The sequence below is a fragment of the Methylobacterium persicinum genome (genome assembly GCF_022179525.1).
Taxonomy (GTDB): domain Bacteria; phylum Pseudomonadota; class Alphaproteobacteria; order Rhizobiales; family Beijerinckiaceae; genus Methylobacterium; species Methylobacterium persicinum.
Window position 1 is genome coordinate 53,890 of the sequence record NZ_BPQX01000020.1, and the last position, 19,981, is coordinate 73,870.

The 19,981-nt window shown below is 70.4% G+C and carries 13 protein-coding genes; 7 read left to right on the forward strand and 6 right to left on the reverse strand.

Features of this window, described 5'->3' with window-relative positions; genetic code table 11:
* Positions 1-170: 170 nt before the first annotated feature.
* On the reverse strand, positions 171-3,320 hold the full coding sequence (addB, locus tag MFF22_RS08580; protein ID WP_238248546.1) for a double-strand break repair protein AddB: 3,150 nt from the start codon (positions 3,318-3,320) through the stop codon (positions 171-173).
* A gap of 189 nt (positions 3,321-3,509) precedes the next feature.
* On the opposite strand from addB, the gene hemF reads away from it, so the two are divergent.
* Together hemF and MFF22_RS08590 are read left to right on the forward strand one after the other, a co-directional pair.
* Positions 3,510-4,442: an oxygen-dependent coproporphyrinogen oxidase gene (gene hemF / locus MFF22_RS08585; RefSeq protein ID WP_238248547.1), complete on the forward strand. Its 933-nt coding sequence runs from the start codon at positions 3,510-3,512 to the stop codon at positions 4,440-4,442.
* Between the two features lie 118 nt (positions 4,443-4,560).
* Positions 4,561-5,679: an ATP-dependent DNA helicase gene (locus MFF22_RS08590; RefSeq protein WP_238248548.1), complete on the forward strand. Its 1,119-nt coding sequence runs from the start codon at positions 4,561-4,563 to the stop codon at positions 5,677-5,679.
* A gap of 177 nt (positions 5,680-5,856) precedes the next feature.
* Here the strand turns inward: MFF22_RS08590 and MFF22_RS08595 are convergent, their stop codons facing one another.
* Positions 5,857-6,846, reverse strand: a complete 990-nt coding sequence (locus MFF22_RS08595; protein WP_238248549.1) for a CobW family GTP-binding protein — start codon at positions 6,844-6,846, stop codon at positions 5,857-5,859.
* Positions 6,847-7,205: 359 nt separating this feature from the next.
* Here MFF22_RS08595 and MFF22_RS08600 point away from each other — a divergent pair, with 359 nt between their 5' ends.
* The 3 genes from MFF22_RS08600 (at position 7,206) to MFF22_RS08610 (ending at position 13,420) form a co-directional block, all read left to right on the forward strand.
* Positions 7,206-8,537 (forward strand): efflux RND transporter periplasmic adaptor subunit, encoded by a 1,332-nt coding sequence (locus MFF22_RS08600; protein ID WP_238248550.1) that lies wholly within the window; start codon positions 7,206-7,208, stop codon positions 8,535-8,537.
* A 10-nt stretch (positions 8,538-8,547) separates the two neighbouring features.
* Complete coding sequence (locus MFF22_RS08605) at positions 8,548-11,697, forward strand: efflux RND transporter permease subunit (protein ID WP_238248551.1); 3,150 nt, start codon at positions 8,548-8,550, stop codon at positions 11,695-11,697.
* Positions 11,698-11,842: 145 nt separating this feature from the next.
* Positions 11,843-13,420, forward strand: a complete 1,578-nt coding sequence (locus MFF22_RS08610) for an efflux transporter outer membrane subunit (protein WP_238248552.1) — start codon at positions 11,843-11,845, stop codon at positions 13,418-13,420.
* Positions 13,421-13,429: 9 nt separating this feature from the next.
* Here MFF22_RS08610 and MFF22_RS08615 read toward each other — a convergent pair whose 3' ends face one another.
* From MFF22_RS08615 to MFF22_RS08630, 4 genes are all read right to left on the reverse strand, one after another.
* Positions 13,430-14,221, reverse strand: a complete 792-nt coding sequence (locus tag MFF22_RS08615) for a flagellar hook basal-body protein (RefSeq protein WP_238248553.1) — start codon at positions 14,219-14,221, stop codon at positions 13,430-13,432.
* Between the two features lie 368 nt (positions 14,222-14,589).
* Positions 14,590-15,069 (reverse strand): secondary thiamine-phosphate synthase enzyme YjbQ, encoded by a 480-nt coding sequence (locus MFF22_RS08620; protein ID WP_238248554.1) that lies wholly within the window; start codon positions 15,067-15,069, stop codon positions 14,590-14,592.
* On the reverse strand, positions 15,066-16,946 hold the full coding sequence (locus tag MFF22_RS08625) for a cisplatin damage response ATP-dependent DNA ligase (protein ID WP_238248555.1): 1,881 nt from the start codon (positions 16,944-16,946) through the stop codon (positions 15,066-15,068). Before MFF22_RS08625 ends, MFF22_RS08620 begins: the two co-directional genes overlap by 4 nt.
* Positions 16,943-17,986: a ligase-associated DNA damage response exonuclease gene (locus tag MFF22_RS08630; protein WP_238248556.1), complete on the reverse strand. Its 1,044-nt coding sequence runs from the start codon at positions 17,984-17,986 to the stop codon at positions 16,943-16,945. Before MFF22_RS08630 ends, MFF22_RS08625 begins: the two co-directional genes overlap by 4 nt.
* A gap of 130 nt (positions 17,987-18,116) precedes the next feature.
* Between MFF22_RS08630 and MFF22_RS08635 the strand changes: the two genes are divergently transcribed.
* Complete coding sequence (locus MFF22_RS08635; RefSeq protein WP_238248557.1) at positions 18,117-19,067, forward strand: class I SAM-dependent DNA methyltransferase; 951 nt, start codon at positions 18,117-18,119, stop codon at positions 19,065-19,067.
* Positions 19,068-19,150: 83 nt separating this feature from the next.
* A complete protein-coding gene (locus MFF22_RS08640; RefSeq protein WP_238248558.1) occupies positions 19,151-19,912 on the forward strand; it encodes a YoaK family protein in 762 nt (253 codons plus the stop codon).
* Positions 19,913-19,981 lie beyond the last annotated feature (69 nt).

Genomic DNA, 19,981 nt, shown 5'->3' on the forward strand with positions numbered 1-19,981 from the left:
GGCCTCATCCTGAGGTGACCGCGTCAGCGGGCCTCGAAGGAGGGCTCCAGAAGGCTCCGCGATCCCTGGAGCCCTCCTTCGAGGCTGCTTCGCAGCACCTCAGGATGAGGGGGGAGGAAGGGAACGGCGGTCAGAAACCAGTCCCGCTTGGCTCCGGGAAAACCCCGGCCCTACTCGTCCTCCCCGCCCTCCCCACCCAGGGACCATTCCTTCACCCGGGCGAGGTGATCGTAGGGCCCGGCGCGGTTGGCGTGCTGCGGATAGGGGCGCGCGATGTAGGCGGCCTCGCCCGTCAGAAAGCGGCCGATCAGGCCGCGCAGGCGCTCGGCGTGCTCGACCACGATCGCCTCGACGCTGCGCTCCTCCCCCCGGCCGGGCTTGACCGGGATCGGGACGAAGGCCTTCCGCCCCCCCGAGGCGTGGACATAGAGCAGGTCCGGCGTCGCCTTGGCCGCCGGCAGGTCCCGGAAGGCGCCGTGCATCAGCATCGCCGCCTCCAGGGTCAGCTGGGGTGAGAAGCCGGTGAAGATCTCCTTGGCGCTCGGCACCCGGCCCGTCTTGAAGTCGACGATGCAGGCGGTCCCGTCCGGGCGCAGCTCGATCCGGTCGGCCCGGGCGCGCAGGGTGAAGGTCTCCCGTCCCATCGGGATCGCCCAGCGGCCCGAGACCTCCGCATGCACACGCCGGAGGCCGGGGCGGCGGTCGGCTTCCCACGGGAGATACGCTTGGGCCATTCGGGCATAGCGCGGCCACCATTCCGCGAAGAGGCTGGGATAGGTGTCGCTGATCGGCGCGAAGGCCGCGACGGCGATCTGGTACAGCCGCTCCTCCGCCTGGGCCGGTAGACCCTGCGGGTAGGCGGTGGTGAACTCGGAGAAGACCCGGTGGACCAGAGAGCCCCGCTCCCCCGCCCCCGGAAGGGCGGCCAGCGGCTCCAGGGGATCGAGCCCCAGCACGTGCCGGGCGAAGATCGCGTAGGGGTCGCGGACGAGGGTCTCGATCTCGGTGACGCTGAGGGTGCGGGGGAACAGGGCCGGATCGGGCTTCGGTGCGGGCCGCCTCAGCCGGGGCTGCGGCGGGGCGGTATCGAGGGCGGCGGCGAGCCCGGCGAGGCGGCGGCCGGCGGTGAGGGCCGTGCTCCAGGCCTCCTCGCCCGCGAAGGCCCGCATCCGCTGGATCAGCCGCGAGGGCACCGTGGGCGCCCCGTCCCGCTTGAGGGCGCGGGTGATCACCGCGTCCCGGCAGCCCAGCGCCTCGGTGAAATCGTGGGCCATCTGGCCGATCCGTCGCTCGGGCGGATCGAGGCCGATCCGCTCCCGCATCGGGCGGTTGAGGAAGGCGTCGGTGACGGTGCGCACCGGCCAGACGCCCTCGTCGAGGCCGCCGACGACGATCCGGTCGGCCTGGAGCAGCCGCGCCTCGATCAGCCCGAGGATGCGCAGGCGCGGATGGGGCGAGGGCCCCGAGCACGCGACCTTCCGCTCCCGGGCGAGGGCCGTGAAGAAGCTCGGATAGTCGTCGAACCGGCCCGCCATGCCGCCGGGCTCGGCCATCTCCAGGTCGTCGAACAGGGTGTCGAGGCAGGCGAGCGACCCATCGGCCTCCGGCGGCTCCGCATCCTCCGGGCCGGCGATCAGCGCCTCGCAGGCGAGGCGGTGCCCGGCGGCGGCACCCACCAGATCGCAGCCCTCGCTCCCCGCCGGCCCGGGGAACTCCGCGAATGCCGCCTCGATCCGGTCGAGGACCAGGGCGGCCAGTTCCCAGTCGATCGCCTTGAGGCGCCGCTCGGCCCGGGGGGCGCGGCGGTCCTGGTCCTCCCCCGCTTGGCGGGCGGCCAGGGCGAAGCGCAGCCCGGCGAGGCTCGGGGCCGGGGCCGGGCCGCGCAGGAGGCCGATCTCCAGGGCGGCGGCGCCCCGGACCAGGTCGCCGCGGGTCATGCCGAGGCGGACCATCGGGTGCGAGAGCAGGGCGACGAGCCGCGCCGGGATCGAGTCGGCCTGCCGGTGGACGAGGTCCGCCGCGAATTCGGCGGCGAGCCGGGCGAGGCGGCCGGCGGGGGAGGCGGCGAGCGCCAGCCCGGCGGAATCCTCCGCGACGATCCCCCAGCGCAGCAGCTCCACCGCCACGCGGCCCGCGAGCCCCCGGTCGGGGGTGACGAGGAAGGCCGTGGCGCCGGGCACCTCCAGGGTCTCGCGCAGGGCCAGGGCGGCGATCAGCGCCTCCTCCCGCTCGTCGGCGGCCTCCACCAGGGCGAGCCCCTCCAGGCCGCGCCGGGCCGTGGCCTCCCGCTCCGCCGGGTTGAGGGCGGACCATGCGTCCGTGGTGTCGGCGGGCCGCAGGACCTGTGAGAGCATCCGGGCCCGGGCGATCCGGCCCTCGTCGGGGGAGCCCAGGGGCACGATCTCCCCGCGCTCCATGCCGAGGCCGTGCGGCCCGAGCAGGCGGTGCAGGATCGCCTGCGGATGGCCGTGGGCGACGGTGCGCGCGAAACCCTCGCCGGTCTCGATCCCGTCCCACCCGGCGGCGTCAAGGTCGAGGTCGAGACCCGGCAGCACCACGGCGCCCCGGGGCAGCTTCGCCACGGCGGCGATGAGCCGGGCGGTGGCGGGCACGGAGCCGAGGGAGCCCGCCACGATCACCGGGTCGGGCGGGGCCTTCGCGAGGCGTTCGGCCTCCGCCAGGATCAGGGTGCGGGCCCGGGCCACCGGGTCGGCGAGGCCGCGCTCGGCAAGGAGGCGGGGCCAGTTCTCGGCGGCGATCTTCACGAAGTCCAGGGTCAGGCCGAAGTAGCGGGAATACTCCGCCTCCACCGCCCCCGCGATCTCCGACCAGGGCAGGCCCTCGACGGTGAGGGCGTCCATGAGCCCTTCGAGATCCGCCGCCAGCCCCACCGCGTCGGCCGGGGAGGACGGCACGAGGAACGGCACCTCGGCCTGGAGGGGCAGGAGCGACCGGTCCACGGTCTCGGCCCAGGCGCGCACGAGGCGGGCGAGGATCAGCCGGCGTTCGAGGGGGGGAATCGGTGCGCTCGCGGGCGCGACGCCGGCGAGGGAGTCGGCCGCGAGGTCGAGTTCGGCCTCATCCGCCTCACCCAACGGTACGGTCCGGGGCAGGAGGGCGGCCTCGCCCAGCCGCTCCGCGAGGATCGCCGACAGCGCCCTCGCCGCCCGCCGGGTCGGCAGGTAGATCGAGACCGAGGCCAGCGCGAGGGGGTCCTGCGCCACCGGGCCGACGAGTTCTCCCGAGAGGAGGGACTCGGCCAGCGTCGGCAGGAACGGAACACCGCGGGTGACGGTGAAGACGGCCGGTCGGGCGGTCATGGGGATCGGGGGGTTTCACACAGTTGCGGGTTCATCCCCTCGCCCCATCCTGCGGGGAGAGGGCTCACCTTATACACGGCCTCGCCGCGGGAAGCCGACCCATGCCGCCGTGCCCTCCCCCCTCCGCGGGGGAGGGCACGGCGCTGTCCCGGATTGACGCCTGTCCGGCAGGGTGGGAAAGCCATTACCATGAGTCCGCCCCACGATCCCCGTGCCGCCCTGAGCCTCCCGGCCAGCGAGGCCGACATCGCCGCCATGAAAGCGCAGGCGGCGGCGTGGTTCGCCGAGTTGCGCGACCGGATCGTCGGCGCCCTCGAAGCCCTCGAGGACGAGGCCGATCTGCCCCTCCACCCGGACGCCCCCCGGGAGCCCGGCCGCTTCGTCCGCACCCCCTGGGAGCGCACCGACCACAGCGGTGCGCCCGGCGGTGGCGGGGTGATGGCGATGCTGAAGGGCCGGGCGTTCGAGAAGGCCGGCGTCCACATCTCCACGGTGCATGGGGAGTTCGCCCCGGAATTCCGCGGGCAGATCCCCGGCTCGGCGGAGGATCCCCGCTTCTTCGCCACCGGCATCTCGCTGATCGCCCACCCCTGGAACCCGCACGCGCCGACGGTGCACATGAACACCCGGTTCGTGGTGACGACGAAGGCGTGGTTCGGCGGCGGCGCAGACCTCACCCCGGTGCTGGAGCGGCGCCGCACCCAGGACGACCCGGACAGCCGGCACTTCCATGCCTGCCTGCAGAAGGCCTGCGAGGCTCACGGGGCCGACTACCCCGCGTACAAGGCGTGGTGCGACGAGTATTTCCACCTGAAGCACCGGAACGAGCCCCGGGGCATCGGCGGCATCTTTTATGACTATCGCTGGACCGGGGAGCCGCAGGCCGACCTCGCCTTCACCAAGTCCGTCGGCCTCGCCTTCCTCGACGCCTACCCGCCGATCATGCGCGAGAACATCCGCCGGGCCTGGACCGAGGAGGACCGGACCGAGCAGCAGGTGCGGCGCGGGCGCTACGTGGAGTTCAATTTGCTCTACGACCGGGGGACCATCTTCGGCCTGAGGACCGGCGGCAACGTCGCCTCCATCCTGTCCTCCATGCCGCCGACCGTGCGGTGGCCGTGAGGGCCGGCACCCACCGTCATCGCGGACCCCTCTCCGTCATCGCGAAAGCAGGGAAGCGATCCCTGGCAGCGGCGCCGGCGTGCGTCGCTCCGCTCGCCCTCACGGCAATGGGGCCGGCATGAGCGCCTCGCTGCCCGGCGCCTACGCGCCCCAGCAGGACGCGGCGCTGAAGGCGATCGGTGCATGGCGCCGGGACGGCGGATCGCAGGTGTTCCGCCTGTTCGGCTATGCCGGCACCGGCAAGACGACGCTCGCCCGGCGCATCGCCGAGGATGTCGACGGCACGGTGGTGTTCGGCGCCTTCACCGGCAAGGCCGCCTCGGTGATGCGGCAGAAGGGCTGCCACGACGCCGCGACGATCCACTCGCTGATCTACCGCACCAAGGAAGCGGAAGAGGGTGGCCCGACCTTCACCCTCAACCGCTCCGGCCCGGCGGCCAAGGCCGACCTCATCGTCATCGACGAGTGCTCGATGGTCGATTCCGATCTCGGCAACGACCTCCTGTCCTTCGACAAGCCCGTGCTGGTGCTGGGCGACCCGGCCCAGCTGCCGCCGGTGCGGGGCGGCGGCTTCTTCACCGAGGCCGAGCCCGACGTGATGCTCACCGAGGTCCACCGGCAGGCCAAGGACGACCCGATCGTTCGCATGGCCATGACCGTCCGCGAGGGCGGCCGGCTGGAGCGGGGGGAGTTCGGGGAGAGCCGCGTCGTCTCCCGCCGGGACCTCGACCCCGCCACGGTGCTCGAATGCGATCAGGTGCTGGTCGGCCTCAACAAGACCCGCCGACTTTACAACGGACGCCTGCGGGAGCTCGCCGGCCATACCGACCCGATGCCCGCCGTGGGGGAGAAGCTGGTCTGCCTCCGCAACGACCGGGTGAAGGGCCTTCTCAACGGCTCGACCTGGACGGTCCACGCCCTGCGGGCCCCGCCCCGGCCCGACATGATCCGCCTCGACATCGTGCCCGAGGACGACCCGGCGCTCCGCCGCCGCCCGACGGACATCAAGGTGCTGCGGGCGATGATCAGCGGCGCGGACGAGGAGATCCCCCTCTACCAGCGCCGGGAGACCGACGAGTTCACCTACGGCTACGCGCTCACGGTGCACAAGGCGCAGGGTTCGCAGTGGGACAAGGTGACGTTGTTCGACGAATCCTACGCCTTCCGCGAACACCGGGCGCGGTGGCTTTACACGGGCCTCACCCGGGCAGCGCAGGCGATCACAGTAGTGGTGTGATGCGCCTTCCCGCCTCCTCGCCGTCTTTGCGAGCGAAGCGAAGCAATCCAGGGATCCGCGTCGTCCTGAGGCGTCCCGCTGCCCTGGATTGCTTCGCTGTCGCTCGCAAAGACGATGAGGGTATCGGTGGTCAGCGATCCCATCCGCGACGGTCCCCGCAGGCGGGGAGAGGGGGCCTCACGCCCGCGTCGCCTCGAACCCTTCGCGGATCGCCGCCTCGTCAAGGTTGCGACCGATGAAAACCACGCGGGAAACGCGCTTTTCGTCCTTCCCCCAGTCGCCCTGGACGTCGCCGTCGAGAATCATGTGGACGCCCTGGAAGACGAACCGCTTCGGTTCGTCCGGGAAGGCGACGATGCCCTTGCACCGCAGGATGTCGGGCCCCTGAACCTGGGTCAGGTTCGAGATCCAGGGCATGAACTTCTCCGGATCCACCTCACCCTCGATCTTCGCCGAGATCGAACGGATCTCCGAATCGTGGTGATGGTGGTGGCCCTCTTCCAGGAAGTCGGGCTCCACCTCCAGGATGCGGTCGAGGTCGAAGGCATTGCGCTCCAGCACCGCGTCGAGGGGCACGGCGCAGTTGGTGGTGCGATGGAGCTTCGCCAGGGGATTGATGGCGCGGATCTCGCCCTCCACCCGGTCGAGGTCCGCGGGCGTGACGAGGTCCGCCTTGTTGAGCAGGATCACGTCCGCGAAGGCGATCTGGTTCTTGGCCTCGGGGGCGTCCTTCAGGCGCTCCGTGAGCCACTTGGCGTCGGCCACCGTCACGACGGCGTCGAGCCGGGCGGCCTCGCCGACGTCCTGGTCCACGAAGAAGGTCTGGGCCACGGGGGCCGGGTCGGCGAGCCCGGTGGTCTCCACGATGATGGCGTCGAACTTGCCCCGGCGCTTCACCAGCCCGTCCATGATGCGGATCAGGTCTCCGCGTACGGTGCAGCAGACGCAGCCGTTGTTCATCTCGAACACTTCCTCGTCCGCGCCCACGACGAGGTCGTTGTCGATGCCGATCTCGCCGAACTCGTTGACGATGACCGCGTAGCGGCGGCCATGGTTCTCGGTGAGGATGCGGTTGAGCAGGGTGGTCTTGCCGGCGCCGAGATAGCCGGTCAGCACCGTGACCGGGATCTTGCCGTCCGACTGCGAAGTCGCCGCGGGATTTGCCATGTCGGCCTGCCAGGAAAGGGGAAGGGTCGTTACGGGTTGCGCATGTAACATTGTAGCGCGGCCCCGCCAACGGAAGCCCCCCGGGCACCGCCGGGACCGTCACGAGACCGTCATGCGGGTCGCTCACAGACGAGGGGTGCCTCCCGATGGATGAGCGAGTGTGGCCGCGACAGCGCAGGTGGAGCCCCTTCGGGCGCCTCACGAAACCGTCGTTTGCCCGGCGGCGGGGGAGATTCTAACCCCCATCACCGAGCGGGTCCGCTCGTCCGCCTTGGAAAAGCGCCAACCCTGGATTTCAAGCTGCTGCCGGTGGGCGGCGCGAATCGCGGTCGACCTCTCCCCGCCTGGTTGAAACGACTATGGACGCCCGCAACCCGCACTACCAGGATCAGGCCGGCCTTGAGCCCCAGCGGCCACGCCGCCGGGGCAAGGTGCTGCGCATCCTCGTCCTGCTCGCGGTGCTTGGCGGCGTCGGCGCCTTCGTCGCCCTGCGGCCGGACGAGGCCCGGGAATGGGCCGGGCGGATCGCCGAGGCGGCCCAGGGCCTGTTCTCCTCCAGCAACAAGGATCCGGGGATCGACCTGGAGAAGGCGGGCCCGGTCGAGCGGGTGTTCCGGCCGAGCAAGGAGCAGCGGGCCTCCTTCGAGATCCTCCCCGTGGCGACGCAGGTCTTCCGGCCCGAGGGGGCCGCGGAGGGCCGCATCGCCCTCAACGATGACGACAACGTGCCCGTCGTCTCGCCGTATTCTGGCCGCGTCACCAAGGTGATGGCCCGGGCGGGCGACGACGTGAAGGCCGGCGACGTGCTGTTCGTCGTCGAGGCGACGGACATGGTCCAGGCGCAGAACGACTATCAGGCCGCCCTGAACACCCTTCAGAAGCAGCAGGCCCTGCTGAAGCTCGACCAGACCATCGCCACCCGCCAGCAGGAGCTGTTCCAGGCCAAAGCGGTCGCCCTGAAGGACTACCAGTCGGCCCAGAACGACGTCATCGCCGCCCAGAGCGACCTCAAGACCGCCGAATCCGCCCTCGACGCGGTGAAGAACCGCCTGCGCCTGCTCGGCAAGACCGATGCGGAGATCGTCGCCTACGAGAAGAACGGCACCCTGAGCCCGGAAACGAAGATCCGGGCGCCGATCGCCGGAACCATCGTCCAGCGCAAGGTCGGCATCGGCCAGTACATCAACGCATCGGGCGACCCGCAATTCGTCATCGGCGACCTCTCGACGGTGTGGCTCATCGCCAACGTGCGCGAGAGCGAGATCCCCAAGATCCGCATCGGCCAGGAGGTCGAGGCGAAGGTGGCGGGCTTCGGCAACCGCATCTTCAAGGCGCGGGTCAACTACATGGCCGCCAGCCTCGACCCCGCGACCCGGCGGCTCGCCGTCCGCAGCGAGGTGGACAACCCGGACCGGGTGCTCCGGCCGGAGATGTTCGCCACCTACACGATCATCACCGGCAAGGGCGAGCCGAGCCCGAGCGTGCCCCTTAGCGCCGTCGTCTACGAGGGCGGACGCACCCATGTCTGGGTCGCCCGGCCCGATGGGGCGGTGGAGGCCCGGGACGTTCAACTCGGGCTGATCAATGCCGACAACGCCCAGGTCGTCACCGGCCTCGCGGCGGGGGAGCAGATCGTGACCCGCGGCGCCCTGTTCATCGACAGGGCGGCCAGCGGCGACAAGGCCTCGTGAGGCGGGCGCGATGAACGCTCTGATCGTCTTCGCACTGAGGCAGCGCGTCCTCGTCTGCCTGCTGTTCGTGCTGATGCTCGGCATCGGCTACGCCGCCTACACCAAGCTGAACATCGAGGCCTACCCGGACCCGGTCCCGCCGCTCGTCGACGTCATCACCCAGAACCCCGGCCAGTCGGCCGACGAGATCGAGCGCTACATCACCATCCCCCTGGAGGTGGCGCTGGCGGGCATCCCCAACGCCCAGGTGGTGCGCACGATCTCGCTGTTCGGCCTCTCCGACGTGAAGGTGCAGTTCAACTACGAGTACACTTACTACGAAGCGCAGCAATGGGTGCTCAACCGCCTGTCGCAGGCGCCCCAGCTCCCCAACGGCGCCCAGCCCTCGATCTCGCCGACGAGCCCGGTCGGCGAGATCATGCGCTACAAGCTCGTCGGCCCGAAGGGCTACTCGCCCACCGACATGAAGACCCTGCAGGACTGGGTGCTGCAGCGCCGCTTTAAGGCGATCCCCGGTGTGGTGGACGTCACCGCCTTCGGCGGCAAGGCCAAGGAATACGAGATCGCGGTCGACCTGAACCGGCTCCTGGCACAGGGCCTGACGCTGGTGCAGCTCACGGGCGCCCTGAACAACGCCTCGATCAACGTCGGCGGCCAGACCCTCAACGTCGGCCAGCAATCGGCCGTGGTGCGCGGCGTCGGCCTGATCCGCGACATGGACGACATCAAGGACACGCTGATCAGCCTCGTGAACGGCGTGCCGGTGCTGGTACGGGACGTGGCGGAGGTGCGGGTCTCGAACGCCCCACGGCTCGGCATCGTCGGCCACGACGACCAGCCGGACGTGGTCGAAGGCATCGTGCTGATGACCCGCGGCGGCGAGAGCCTGCCGACCCTGCAGCGGGTCGAGGCCGAGATCGACAAGATCAATTCCTCGACCATCCTGCCGCCGGACGTGAAGATCGAGCGGATCTACGACCGCTCGGGGCTGATCCACACCACCACCCATACGGTGATGCACAACCTCGTCTTCGGCGTGGTCCTGGTCTTCGTGGTGCAGTGGCTGTTCCTGGGGTCGCTGACGAGCGCGATCATCGTGGCGGCGACGATCCCGTTCGCGCTCGGCTTCGCCATCCTGATCCTTGTGGTGCGGGGCGATTCGGCGAACCTCCTCTCGCTCGGCGCCATCGATTTCGGCCTGATCGTCGATGCGACGGTGATCATGGTCGAGAACGTGTTCCGGCATCTGGCCGAGCCCGAGCATTCGGAGGGCCAGGCGGCGCCCGGCGGCCTCAAGGGGCGGCTCGGGACCATCGCCATCGCCGGGGCGGAGGTGAACCGGGCGATCTTCTTCTCAGCCACCATCATCATCGTCGGCTTCCTGCCGCTCTTCACCATGTCGGGCGTCGAGGGCCACATCTTCGGGCCGATGGCCAAGACCTACGCCTATGCGCTCGTCGGCGGATTGATCGCCACCTTCACCGTGTCCCCGGCCCTGTCGGCGCTGATGCTGCCGAAGAAGCTGGAGGAGCGCGATACCCTGATCGTCCGGGTGCTGAGGGTCGGCCACGAGGCGGCCCTGCGCTTCGGCCTGCACAACCGGGTGATCACCATCGCCGTGATGATGGCGGTGCTGCTGGGCTCGGGGCTGGCGGCACGCCATCTCGGCCTGGAGTTCCTGCCGAAGCTGGAAGAGGGCAACCTCTACGTGCGTGGCACGATGCCGGCCTCGATCTCCCTGGAGGCGGGCAACGCCTACGTGCAGCGCCTGCGCAAGATCTTCCAGGAGGTGCCGGAGGTCACGACCGTCCTGTCGCACCAGGGCCGTCCGAACGACGGCACCGACGCCACCGGCTTCTTCAACGTCGAGATCCTGGCGCCGCTCAAGCCCATCGACCAGTGGCGCAAGGGCCTGGACAAGGACACCCTAATCCACGACCTCAACGCCAGGCTCGAACAGGAATTTCCCGGCATCGAGTTCAACTTCTCCCAGTATATCGAGGACAACGTCCAAGAGGCGGCGTCGGGGGTGAAGGGCGAGAACTCGGTCAAGATCTACGGCAGCGACCTCACGGAACTCACCAAGACCGCGAACCAAGTGAAGGCGGTGCTCGCGACGGTGCCCGGGATCACCGACCTCTCGGTGTTCGAGTCCCTTGGCCAGCCCACCGTGCGGATCGACGTCGACCGCCACAAGGCCGCCCGTTACGGCCTGTCGATCAGCGACGTGAACACCACGATCCAGGCGGCGGTCGGCGGCCAGACCGTGGGCGACCTCTACGAATACGGCTCGGACCGGCACTTCCCCATGCGGGTGCGGCTCGCCAAGGAGTACCGCTCGTCGCTGGCCACCATCCGCAACATCGCGGTGGGCGCCCAGAACCCGAATGGCGGCGTGGTGCAGGTGCCCCTCTCCGAGATCGCCGACGTGGACCTCGTCTCCGGCGCCTCGTTCATCTACCGGGAGGACCAGGAGCGCTACATCCCGGTGAAGTTCTCCGTGCGCGGGCGCGACCTCGGCTCGACGGTGCTGGAAGCGCAGAGGCGGGTGCAGCAGGAGGTCGATCTGCCCTCCGGCTACCACATGGAATGGGTCGGCCAGTTCACGAACCTCACCGAGGCGGCGACCCGGCTGAGCCTCGTGGTGCCGATCACGCTGCTGCTGATCGCGCTGCTGCTGTTCGTGAACTTCTCCTCCGTGACGGACATGATGCTGACCCTGTCGGTGATCCCGATGGCGATGATCGGGGGCATCTTCGCGCTGTTTCTGACCGGGACGCCGTTCTCGATCTCGGCGGCGATCGGCTTCATCGCCCTGTTCGGCATCTCGACCATGGAGGGCGTGATCCTGCTCGCCTACTACAACCAGCTCCTCGATGAGGGCTGGGAGCGGGGGGAGGCGATCTGGAACGCCGCCGTGGTGCGCATGCGCCCGGTGATGATGACCTGCGTCGCCGCCTGCGTCGGCCTGCTGCCGGCGGCGATCTCCACGGGAATCGGCTCGCAGGTGCAGAAGCCGCTGGCCCTCGTCGTGGTCGGCGGCATCATCCTGGCGCCGAACCTGATCCTGGTGATCGTGCCGATCCTGATCTCGCTGTTCTCCCGCCGGAAGACCAACCCGGAGGCCCGGGCGCTCCGCGAGCACCGGATGGCGGCGTGATGGGGGGCTGCCCGTGCATCCCCGTGGCCTCGCGGACACAGGCCCGGCGCGGCCTGTGCACCGGCCGTGCCGGCCGCATTGACTCCGCCCTGCGCTCCGGCCCTTGTCTCAGGGGCCGGAGCGGTTTTTCGGCCGCGGCGGGGGAATGATGACGAGGACGGCCCGTAACGGCGCCGCGCGAACCGCGGCGGCCCGGACGATGCCCGGTGTGACGGCTGGCGTGGCGGCCTCCTGCCTCGCGGCCGTTCTCCTCTCCGCCTGCGCGGTGGGACCGAATTTCGTGCCGCCCGAGGCGCCTCCGGTGTCCCGCTACACCAAGGAGAAGCTCGCCAACCCCTCGGCCGCCAACACGATCCGCACCCGGCAGGGCGGCTCGGCCGACCAGAGCTTCGTCTCGGGGGCGGACATCCCGGCCGAATGGTGGAAGCTGTTCCACTCGAAGGCGCTCAACCGCCTTGTGGAGCAGGCGCTGGCCAACAACCCGAATCTGGAGGCCGCGCAGGCGTCCCTGCGCATCGCCCAGCAGAACGTGCTGGCCCAGAAGGGAACCCTCTACCCGAGCCTGAATGCGACGCCCCAGGCCGAGGAGGCGATGGCGCCGGGCCTGCAACTGCAATCGCCTTTGCAGAACCAGAACCGCTACCTCTACTCGCTGTTCACCCCGCAGGCGGTGATCGCCTACAACCCGGACGTGTTCGGCGCGGACCGGCGCCAGATCGAGTCCCTGGAGGCCACCACCGAGAACCAGCGATTCCAGCTGGAGGCCGCCTATCTCAGCCTCACCGCCAACGTCGTGGCGGCGGCGATCCAGGAGGCGTCCCTGCGGGCGCAGATCGACGCCACCAAGAAGGTCATCCAGGCCCAGACCGACGTGCTCGGGCTCTACAACAAGCAGCTCGCCCTGGGGCAGATCGCCGGGGCCGATGTGGTGCAGCAGCAGGCGGCGCTCGCCCTCTCGCAGCAATTGCTGCCGCCGCTGGAAAAGCAGCTCGCCATCCAGCGCAACCTGCTGACGGCGCTGGCCGGCCGCCTGCCCTCGGACGAGGTCGCCGAGACCTTCACCCTCTCGGCCCTGCGCCTGCCGACCAAGCTGCCGGTGAGCCTGCCCTCCCGGCTCGTCCAGCAGCGGCCGGACGTGAAGGCGGCCGAGGCGCTGGTGCAGCAGGCCTCCGCCAATGTCGGCGTCGCGGTGGCCAACCGCCTGCCGCAATTCAACATTTCCGTCACCGGCGGATCGAGCGCCGTGCGCCTCGCGCAGGTGACGAATCCGGGCGCGTCCTTCTTCACGATCATCGGCCAGGCGACGGCGCCGATCTTCGACGCCGGCACCCTGTTCCGGCGCCAGCGGGCGGCGGAGGAGGGGCTGACCCAGGCCCAGGCGCAGTACAAGGCGGTGGTGATCACCGCCTTCCAGAACGTCGCGGATGCCCTGCGGGCGCTCCAGGCCGACGCCAAGGCGGTGGCGGCTGCCCAGGGCGCCGAGGCCGCGACGGGCCAGAGCCTGGAACTGATCCGCAAGCAGTACACGGCCGGCGCCGTGAACTCGACGCAGGTGCTCATCGCCCAGCAGGGCTATCTCTCGGCCCTCGTCACGTCGGCCGCGGCCCGGGCGACGCAGTACGCCGACACGGCGGCCCTGTTCGTGGCGCTGGGAGGCGGCTGGTGGAACCGCAACGACGTCGCGCCTCCGCCTCCGGAAAAGGACCCGCTGAAGTTCCTGTGAGGCATCGCCTCACACGTACATCGTGATCGCGTCCTGCAGCATCTCATTGGCGGCGTTGAGCACCTTGGTGTTGGCGCTGTAGGCCTGCTGCGTCTCGATCATCTTGGTGAACTGGTCCGAGATGCTGGCATTCGACTGTTCCACCGAGCCCGCGGTGACGCTGGCCCCCGCGAATCCGTAGGTCGCGGCGCCGGAACTGGCGGTGGCGACGTAGGTGCCACCATCCAGGGGCGCGAGGTTCTCCGGCCCGTCGAACTGGGCGAGCGTCATCGTCCCGAGGCTCTTGGTGCTGCCGTCGGCATTGGTCGCGGTGAGGACGCCCGCGGGAGAGATGGCGAGGCTCGCCGGGGCGTCGGTGCCGGTGGCCACCTGAACGGGGGTGCTCGCGGAGGGCCCGGCGAACAGGTAGTAGCCCGCGCCGTTCACGAGGTAGCCGTTGGCATCGGTCGAGAAGTCGCCCCGGCGCGTATAGCCGGTCTGGCCGGTGAAGCTCGGCGATGTCACCGTGCCGGAGTTCGGCTTGACGATGAAGTAGCCGTCGCCGGAAATCGCGAGGTTCGTCGCCACCCCGGTGGAGGTGATCGTCCCCTGCAATTGCAGGTTCGACCGGCTGGTGAGGGAGACGCCGCCGGAGGGCTGGTTGCCCGCCTCGGTCTGGGCCAGCATGTCGGCGAAGTGGGTGTCCGTGCTCTTGAAGCCCGCCGTCGACGAGTTGGCGATGTTGCCGGAGATGTTGTTGAGGGCGAAGGCCTGGGCGGACAGACCGCTGGTGGAATTCGAGACGGCGTCGAGGAGGCTCATGGCATCGTCCTGCCCGGACGGCCCGCGGGGGAAGGAGCGGAGCCGGTTCGGCCTACCCTCTATGGTTTAGCGATCGTTAATGTCGGGTATGTTCCCGGATGTTTCGGACGGTCTCGCGTCCCCCTCGCCGTCATTGCGAGCGCAGCGAAGCAAAGACGGAGAGGGGAGAGGAAGGGGCATGCGGCCCGCTAGAGCATTTTCGGGAACCGTTGGATCGCCTGCTCTCCGTCCCAGCTCCCCGTCCTTGCGAGCGAAGCGAAGCAATCCAGGGCAGCGGGCCGCCTCAGGATGGTGCGGATCCCTGGGTTGCTTCGCTTCGCTCGCAATGACCGGGGAGGTGACGTGATCCAAGGATTGCAGAAACCGCTCTAACTCCCCATCACCCCCACCAGAATCTCCCGCCGGTGCGGCCGGTCCCGGTGCTCGATCAGATAGATCCCCTGCCACGTCCCCAGCGCCAGCCGTCCCCCGGCCACCGGCACGACCAGCCCGGAATCGGACAGCATGGTCCGGATATGGGCGGGCATGTCATCGGGCCCCTCGGCGCCGTGGACATAGGCCCCGTGGCGGGGGGCGAGGCCGTCGAGGGCCGTGAGCAGGTCCGTCTGCACGTCCGGGTCGGCGTTCTCCTGGATGGTCAGCGACGCGGAGGTGTGCCGGCAGAACACGTGGGCGAGCCCCGCGGTCACGCCGCTGTCGCGCACGAACTCCGCCACCGCCCCGGTGAAATCCGTGAACCCCTGGCCGGGGGTGGCGATGGTCAGCCGCCCGGTCGCCTGCCGCGTCACCGGGCCGGCGGCCAGGGTCTCGACCCGTCCGATGCTGCCGTGTCCCCTGCCCTGTCTCATGCGTCCTCCTGCAGGCTGCCGCCGGGGGCGATCTCTTTCTCGCCCCGGGCCAGGATCCGCTCCAGCACGTCGATCCGGTCGGCCTCGGCGGGGGGCTTGTCCCAGCGGATGCGGCTGACCCGGGGGAAGCGCATCGCCACGCCGGACTTGTGCCGGGTAGAGCGTTGCACCCCCTCGAAGGCGATTTCCAGCACGAGGCCGCCGTCGCGCCCGTGGGCGACCTCCCGAACCGGGCCGAAGCGCTTGGTGGTGTGGTTGCGGACGTAGCGGTCGAGCTTGGCGAGTTCCGCGTCGGTGAAGCCGTGATACGCCTTGCCCACCGGCACCAGTTCGTCCCCGCCCTCCGGGGCCTCCCGCCAGACCCCGAACGTGTAGTCCGAGTAGAAGGACGAGCGCTTCCCGTGGCCGCGCTGGGCATACATCATCACCGCATCGACGATGTGCGGCTCACGCTTCCACTTCCACCATGGACCCTTGGGTCGGCCGGGCAGGTAGGGGCTGTTGCGGCGCTTGAGCATCACGCCTTCGATGGCGTCCGCATCCTCCCCGGCGCCGACCGAGGCCGGGTCGGCCCGGGCCGCGGCCAAAGCTTCCCAGTCGGCGAAAGGCACGAGGGGCGAGATGTCGACCCGGGCGTGGTCGAGCCTTTTGATGACTTGCTCAAGCCTCTCCCGACGCGTCGAGAACGGTTCGGGGCGCAGGTCCTCGCCGTCGCTGGTCAGCAGGTCGTAGGCCCGGACATGCGCCGGGAACTCCTCGAGGAGCTTGCCCGTCACCGCCTTCCGGTTGAGCCGCTGCTGCAGCACGTTGAAGCTCTGCACCCGGCCCTCGCGGAGGATCAGCAGCTCGCCGTCCAGCGCCCCCTCGAAGGTGATCGCCCCCGCGAGGTCGGGGAAGGCATGGGTGATGTCCTCGCCGGTGCGGGAATAGACCTTGCCGACCTGCACGCCGGCCCGGTCCCGGCCGCCGACGAGTTGCACGCGGATGCCGTCCCACTTCCATTCGGCGGAGAAGGCCTCGGGTTCGAGCTTGTCGAGGTCGTCCCGCTCCTCGATCGGGTGGGAGAGCATCGGCGGCCGGAACGGGGCCGGGTTCAGGGTCTCCGGCCGCTCGGCCCGGCCTTCGACCCAGGCGAAGAGGGTCTCGAAGGGCGGCTCCAGCCCGTGCCAGACCTCCTCCACTTCGTCCGCCTCGTAGCCACCGAGCGCCCCGACCGCGGTCTTGGCGAGCCGCGCCGACACGCCGACCCGCAGGTTACCGGTCACGAGCTTCAGGAGCGCCCAGCGCCCGGTCTCGTCGAGGGCATCGAGCCAGGTGGCAAGGTGCCCCGGCAATTCGCGCTTGGGGATGGTGCTCAGCGTCTCCACCACCTCGGCGAGGGTCGGGGGCGGGGGGTTGTTGTGGCCGATTCCGGCCTGCCGCGGGTGCGCCCCGGACATCCCACCCTGTTCCTCATCCTGAGGTGCTTCCGCGCGGGCGGAAGCCTCGAAGGAGGCCTCCAGAAGGCTCCGCGATCCCTGGAGCCCTCCTTCGAGGCCCGCCGGGGCGGGCACCTCAGGATGAGGACGGGGATGGGAGGGGCCGGCTTCCATGGCAGGGACAGGCGTGGTCGGCCAGATCAGCGCCGTGGTCTCGGCGAGGTCGCCCACGTAGTTGTGCGACAGGCGGAAAAGCAGCGGGTCGATCCGCGCCTCCACCAGCCCGCGGATCAGGGCCGGCTTGGCCTCGCGGAAACTGAGGGTGCCGGTCATGGCGCCCAGGGCGAAGCCGCGCTCGGGGTCGGGCGTCCGGGCAAAATAATCCTGTAACAGCCGCAGCTTGGCGTTGCGGCGGGGCTCGTAGCCGAGGCGGTCGAGGAGATGGGCGAACTCGTTCACGCCGCCTCCTCCGCGGCGGCGGGTGATTCCGCCTCGCCGTCGTCGCCATAGCCCAACAAGTGCAGGGGCTTGGCCCGGATGCCCTCCGTCCCGCACCAGTGGACCAGGGCGTCCTCCTGCCCGTGGGTGACCCAGACCTCCCCGGCCCCGGTCTCGCGGATGGTGCGGCACAGGTCCGGCCAGTCGGCGTGGTCGGAGATCACCAGAGGCAGCTCCACCCCCTTCTGCCGGGCCCGCGCCCGGACCCGCATCCAGCCGGAGGCGAAGCAGGTGACGGGATCGGGAAACTTGCGCGACCACAGGTCCTGGATCGACGAGGGCGGGCAGATCACGATGGCGCCGGCCAGATCCTTGCGCTCGGCGGCCACGACCTTGGGCGTCTCACCCAGCGGGATGCCCTCGCGCTTGTACAGTTCGGTCAGCTTCTCCATCGCCCCGTGCAGGTGGATCGGCCGGTCCCAGCCCTCCTCGCGCAGGAGCGCCATCACCCGCTGCGCCTTGCCGAGCGCGTAGGCGCCGACGATGTGCGTCCGCTCGGGAAAAAGCCGCTGCGAATCGAGGAGCTTGCGCACCTCGCCCCGGGTGTCGGGATGGGTGAAGACCGGCAGGCCGAAGGTGGCCTCGGTGATGAACACGTCGCAGGGCACCACCTCGAAGGGCAGGCAGGTCGGGTCCGGGGCGCGCTTGTAGTCGCCGGAGACGACGACCCGCATCCCCTCCCGCTCGATCACCACCTGCGCCGAGCCCAGCACATGCCCCGCCGGCACGAACCGCACGGTGACGTCGCCGACCCGGATCGCCTCCCCCAGCTTCGCCTCCTGCGACGCGCCGCAAAAGTCCTCGCCGTAGCGCACGGCCATGATCCGCAGGGTCTCGGGCGTCGCCATCACCCGGGCGTGCCCCGCGCGGGCATGGTCGGCATGGCCGTGGGTGATCAGCGCCCGGGGCACGGGCCAAGTCGGATCGACGTGGAAATCCCCGAGCGGGCAGTAGAGCCCCTCTCGGGTAAGAGTGAGCAGGTCGCTCGCGCGTGTGGACATCGACCCTCGGCCATAGGGGGTTCCCAAAGGACGAGTCCTTTGGTGGGGTGTCGGGGCAAGGCCCCGACGCTTGCAGGGCGCTGCCCTGCACCCGCAAAAGGGCTCGCCCTTTTGAAACCTACACCGACGCATGGACACCCACCGCAGTTCCGGCGACCTCTTGGCCGACCGCCGCTATCGCTACGCCGAGGCCTGCCTCGCGGAGGGCGACGCCCCCGCCTGCGCCGACCTCGCCGGGCAGGCGATCGAGATCGCCCCGCGCTATGCCCCCGCATGGCTGCTCCTCGGCCGAGCCCGGGAGGCGCTGTTCCAGGCCTCCGGCGATCCGGCCGACCGGGACGGCGCACGGGCCGCCTACGAATCCGCCCGGAGCCTCGACCCGCAGGACACCCTCGGCGCCGGGCTCCACCTCGCCCGGCTCGGGGGCGGGGCCGGGGCGGAGGATGGCGTCGCCCTCAGCCCGGCCTATATCCGCGCCCTCTTCGACGGCTATGCGCCGCGGTTCGAGAGCCACCTCGTGGAGGGGCTGCGCTATGTCGGGCCGGACCTCGTCGCGGGGGTGCTGCCGGAGGAGCCGGCGCGCTTTCCCGTGGCCCTCGACCTCGGCTGCGGCACCGGCCTCGCGGGGGCGGCGATCACCGGGCGGGTGACGCATCTCACCGGGGTCGACCTGTCCCCCGCGATGCTGGCCCGCGCCCGGGCCAAGGGCTGCTACGACCGGCTGGTGGCGGCCGAACTGGGGGCGTTCCTCGGCGGAGAGCCGGAGGGATCGGCGGATCTCTGCATCGCGGCGGACGTGTTCATCTACTGTGCCGACCTCGGCCCGGTCCTCGCCGGCATCGCCCGGGTGCTGCGGCCGGGGGGCTGGGCGGCCTTCACGGTGCAGTCACCGGCCGAGGGAGGGCCGTCCGGCGTCGTCCTCGGTCGGGACGGGCGCTACGCTCACCCGGACGCCCACCTCCGCGAGGCGGCGGAGGCGTCGGGCCTCGCGCTCCGCGTCCTGCGCGAGGCGGCGGTGCGGTGGGAGGGCGGCGTCCCGGTACCCGGCCGGGTCGTCGCAGGGCAACGGATTGCCGGATGAAACATCCGTCGGCCCCGTCCATTAATGGTCGGCCGTCACGGGGACGGCCAAGCTCGCGGGGTAGCCTTATGGTGGATGAACGGATGGAAACGGACCAGTCCAAGGCCCCGCCGGACAAGTCGTTTCCTGCCGATCCCCGGTCGCGGCTGTTCTTCGCCATCGCCCTGGCGATGCTCGCGGGCACGGCGGATTCCATCGGCTTCCTCGAATTCTCGCAGCTCTTCATGTCGTTCATGTCCGGCAACACCACCCGCTTCGGCGTGGCGGTGGCCAATGCCGACTGGGACAACGTCACCCGCGTGGCGAGCACCATCGCCCTGTTCTGCTTCGGCGCCTTCCTGGGGACGCTGATTGCCGCCGCCGTCGGGCGCTGGCGGCTGTCCGTGCTCCTGACGCTCCAGGCTGCCCTGCTGGCCACCGGCCTTTTCATGCCCTGGGGCACCTTCGCCTACCCGTTGCACGCCTATCCCATCGTCCTGGCCCTGGGGCTGCAGAACGCGACCCTGCAGGACGAGGGCGGGCGCTCCCTGGCGCTCACCTACGTGACGGGCGCCGTGGTGCGCTTCGGCACCGGCTGCGCCAACCTGCTGCTCGGCACGGTGGCGCCCTCGTTCTGGATCCAGGCGCCCCTCTGGGCGGGCCTGAGCACCGGCGCCGTGCTGGGCGGCCTCCTCGACTACCGGTTCGGCGAGATGGCCTTCCTGTTCCCGGCGGCCCTTGCCGCCATCCTCGCCCTGATCGCCATCGCCCTGACCGCCGCCAAGCCGGGGAGCACCCTCGTCGCCGGGTCCTCGCCGGCCCCTGACGCCAGCCCCAAGGCGAAGGTCATCGACGCGATCCATTGACCGGGCACCGCGGCGCCAGCCTGTGGGCGAGGTGACCGCCGCGGTTTCCCCTTGGCCCAGCCTGCCTTA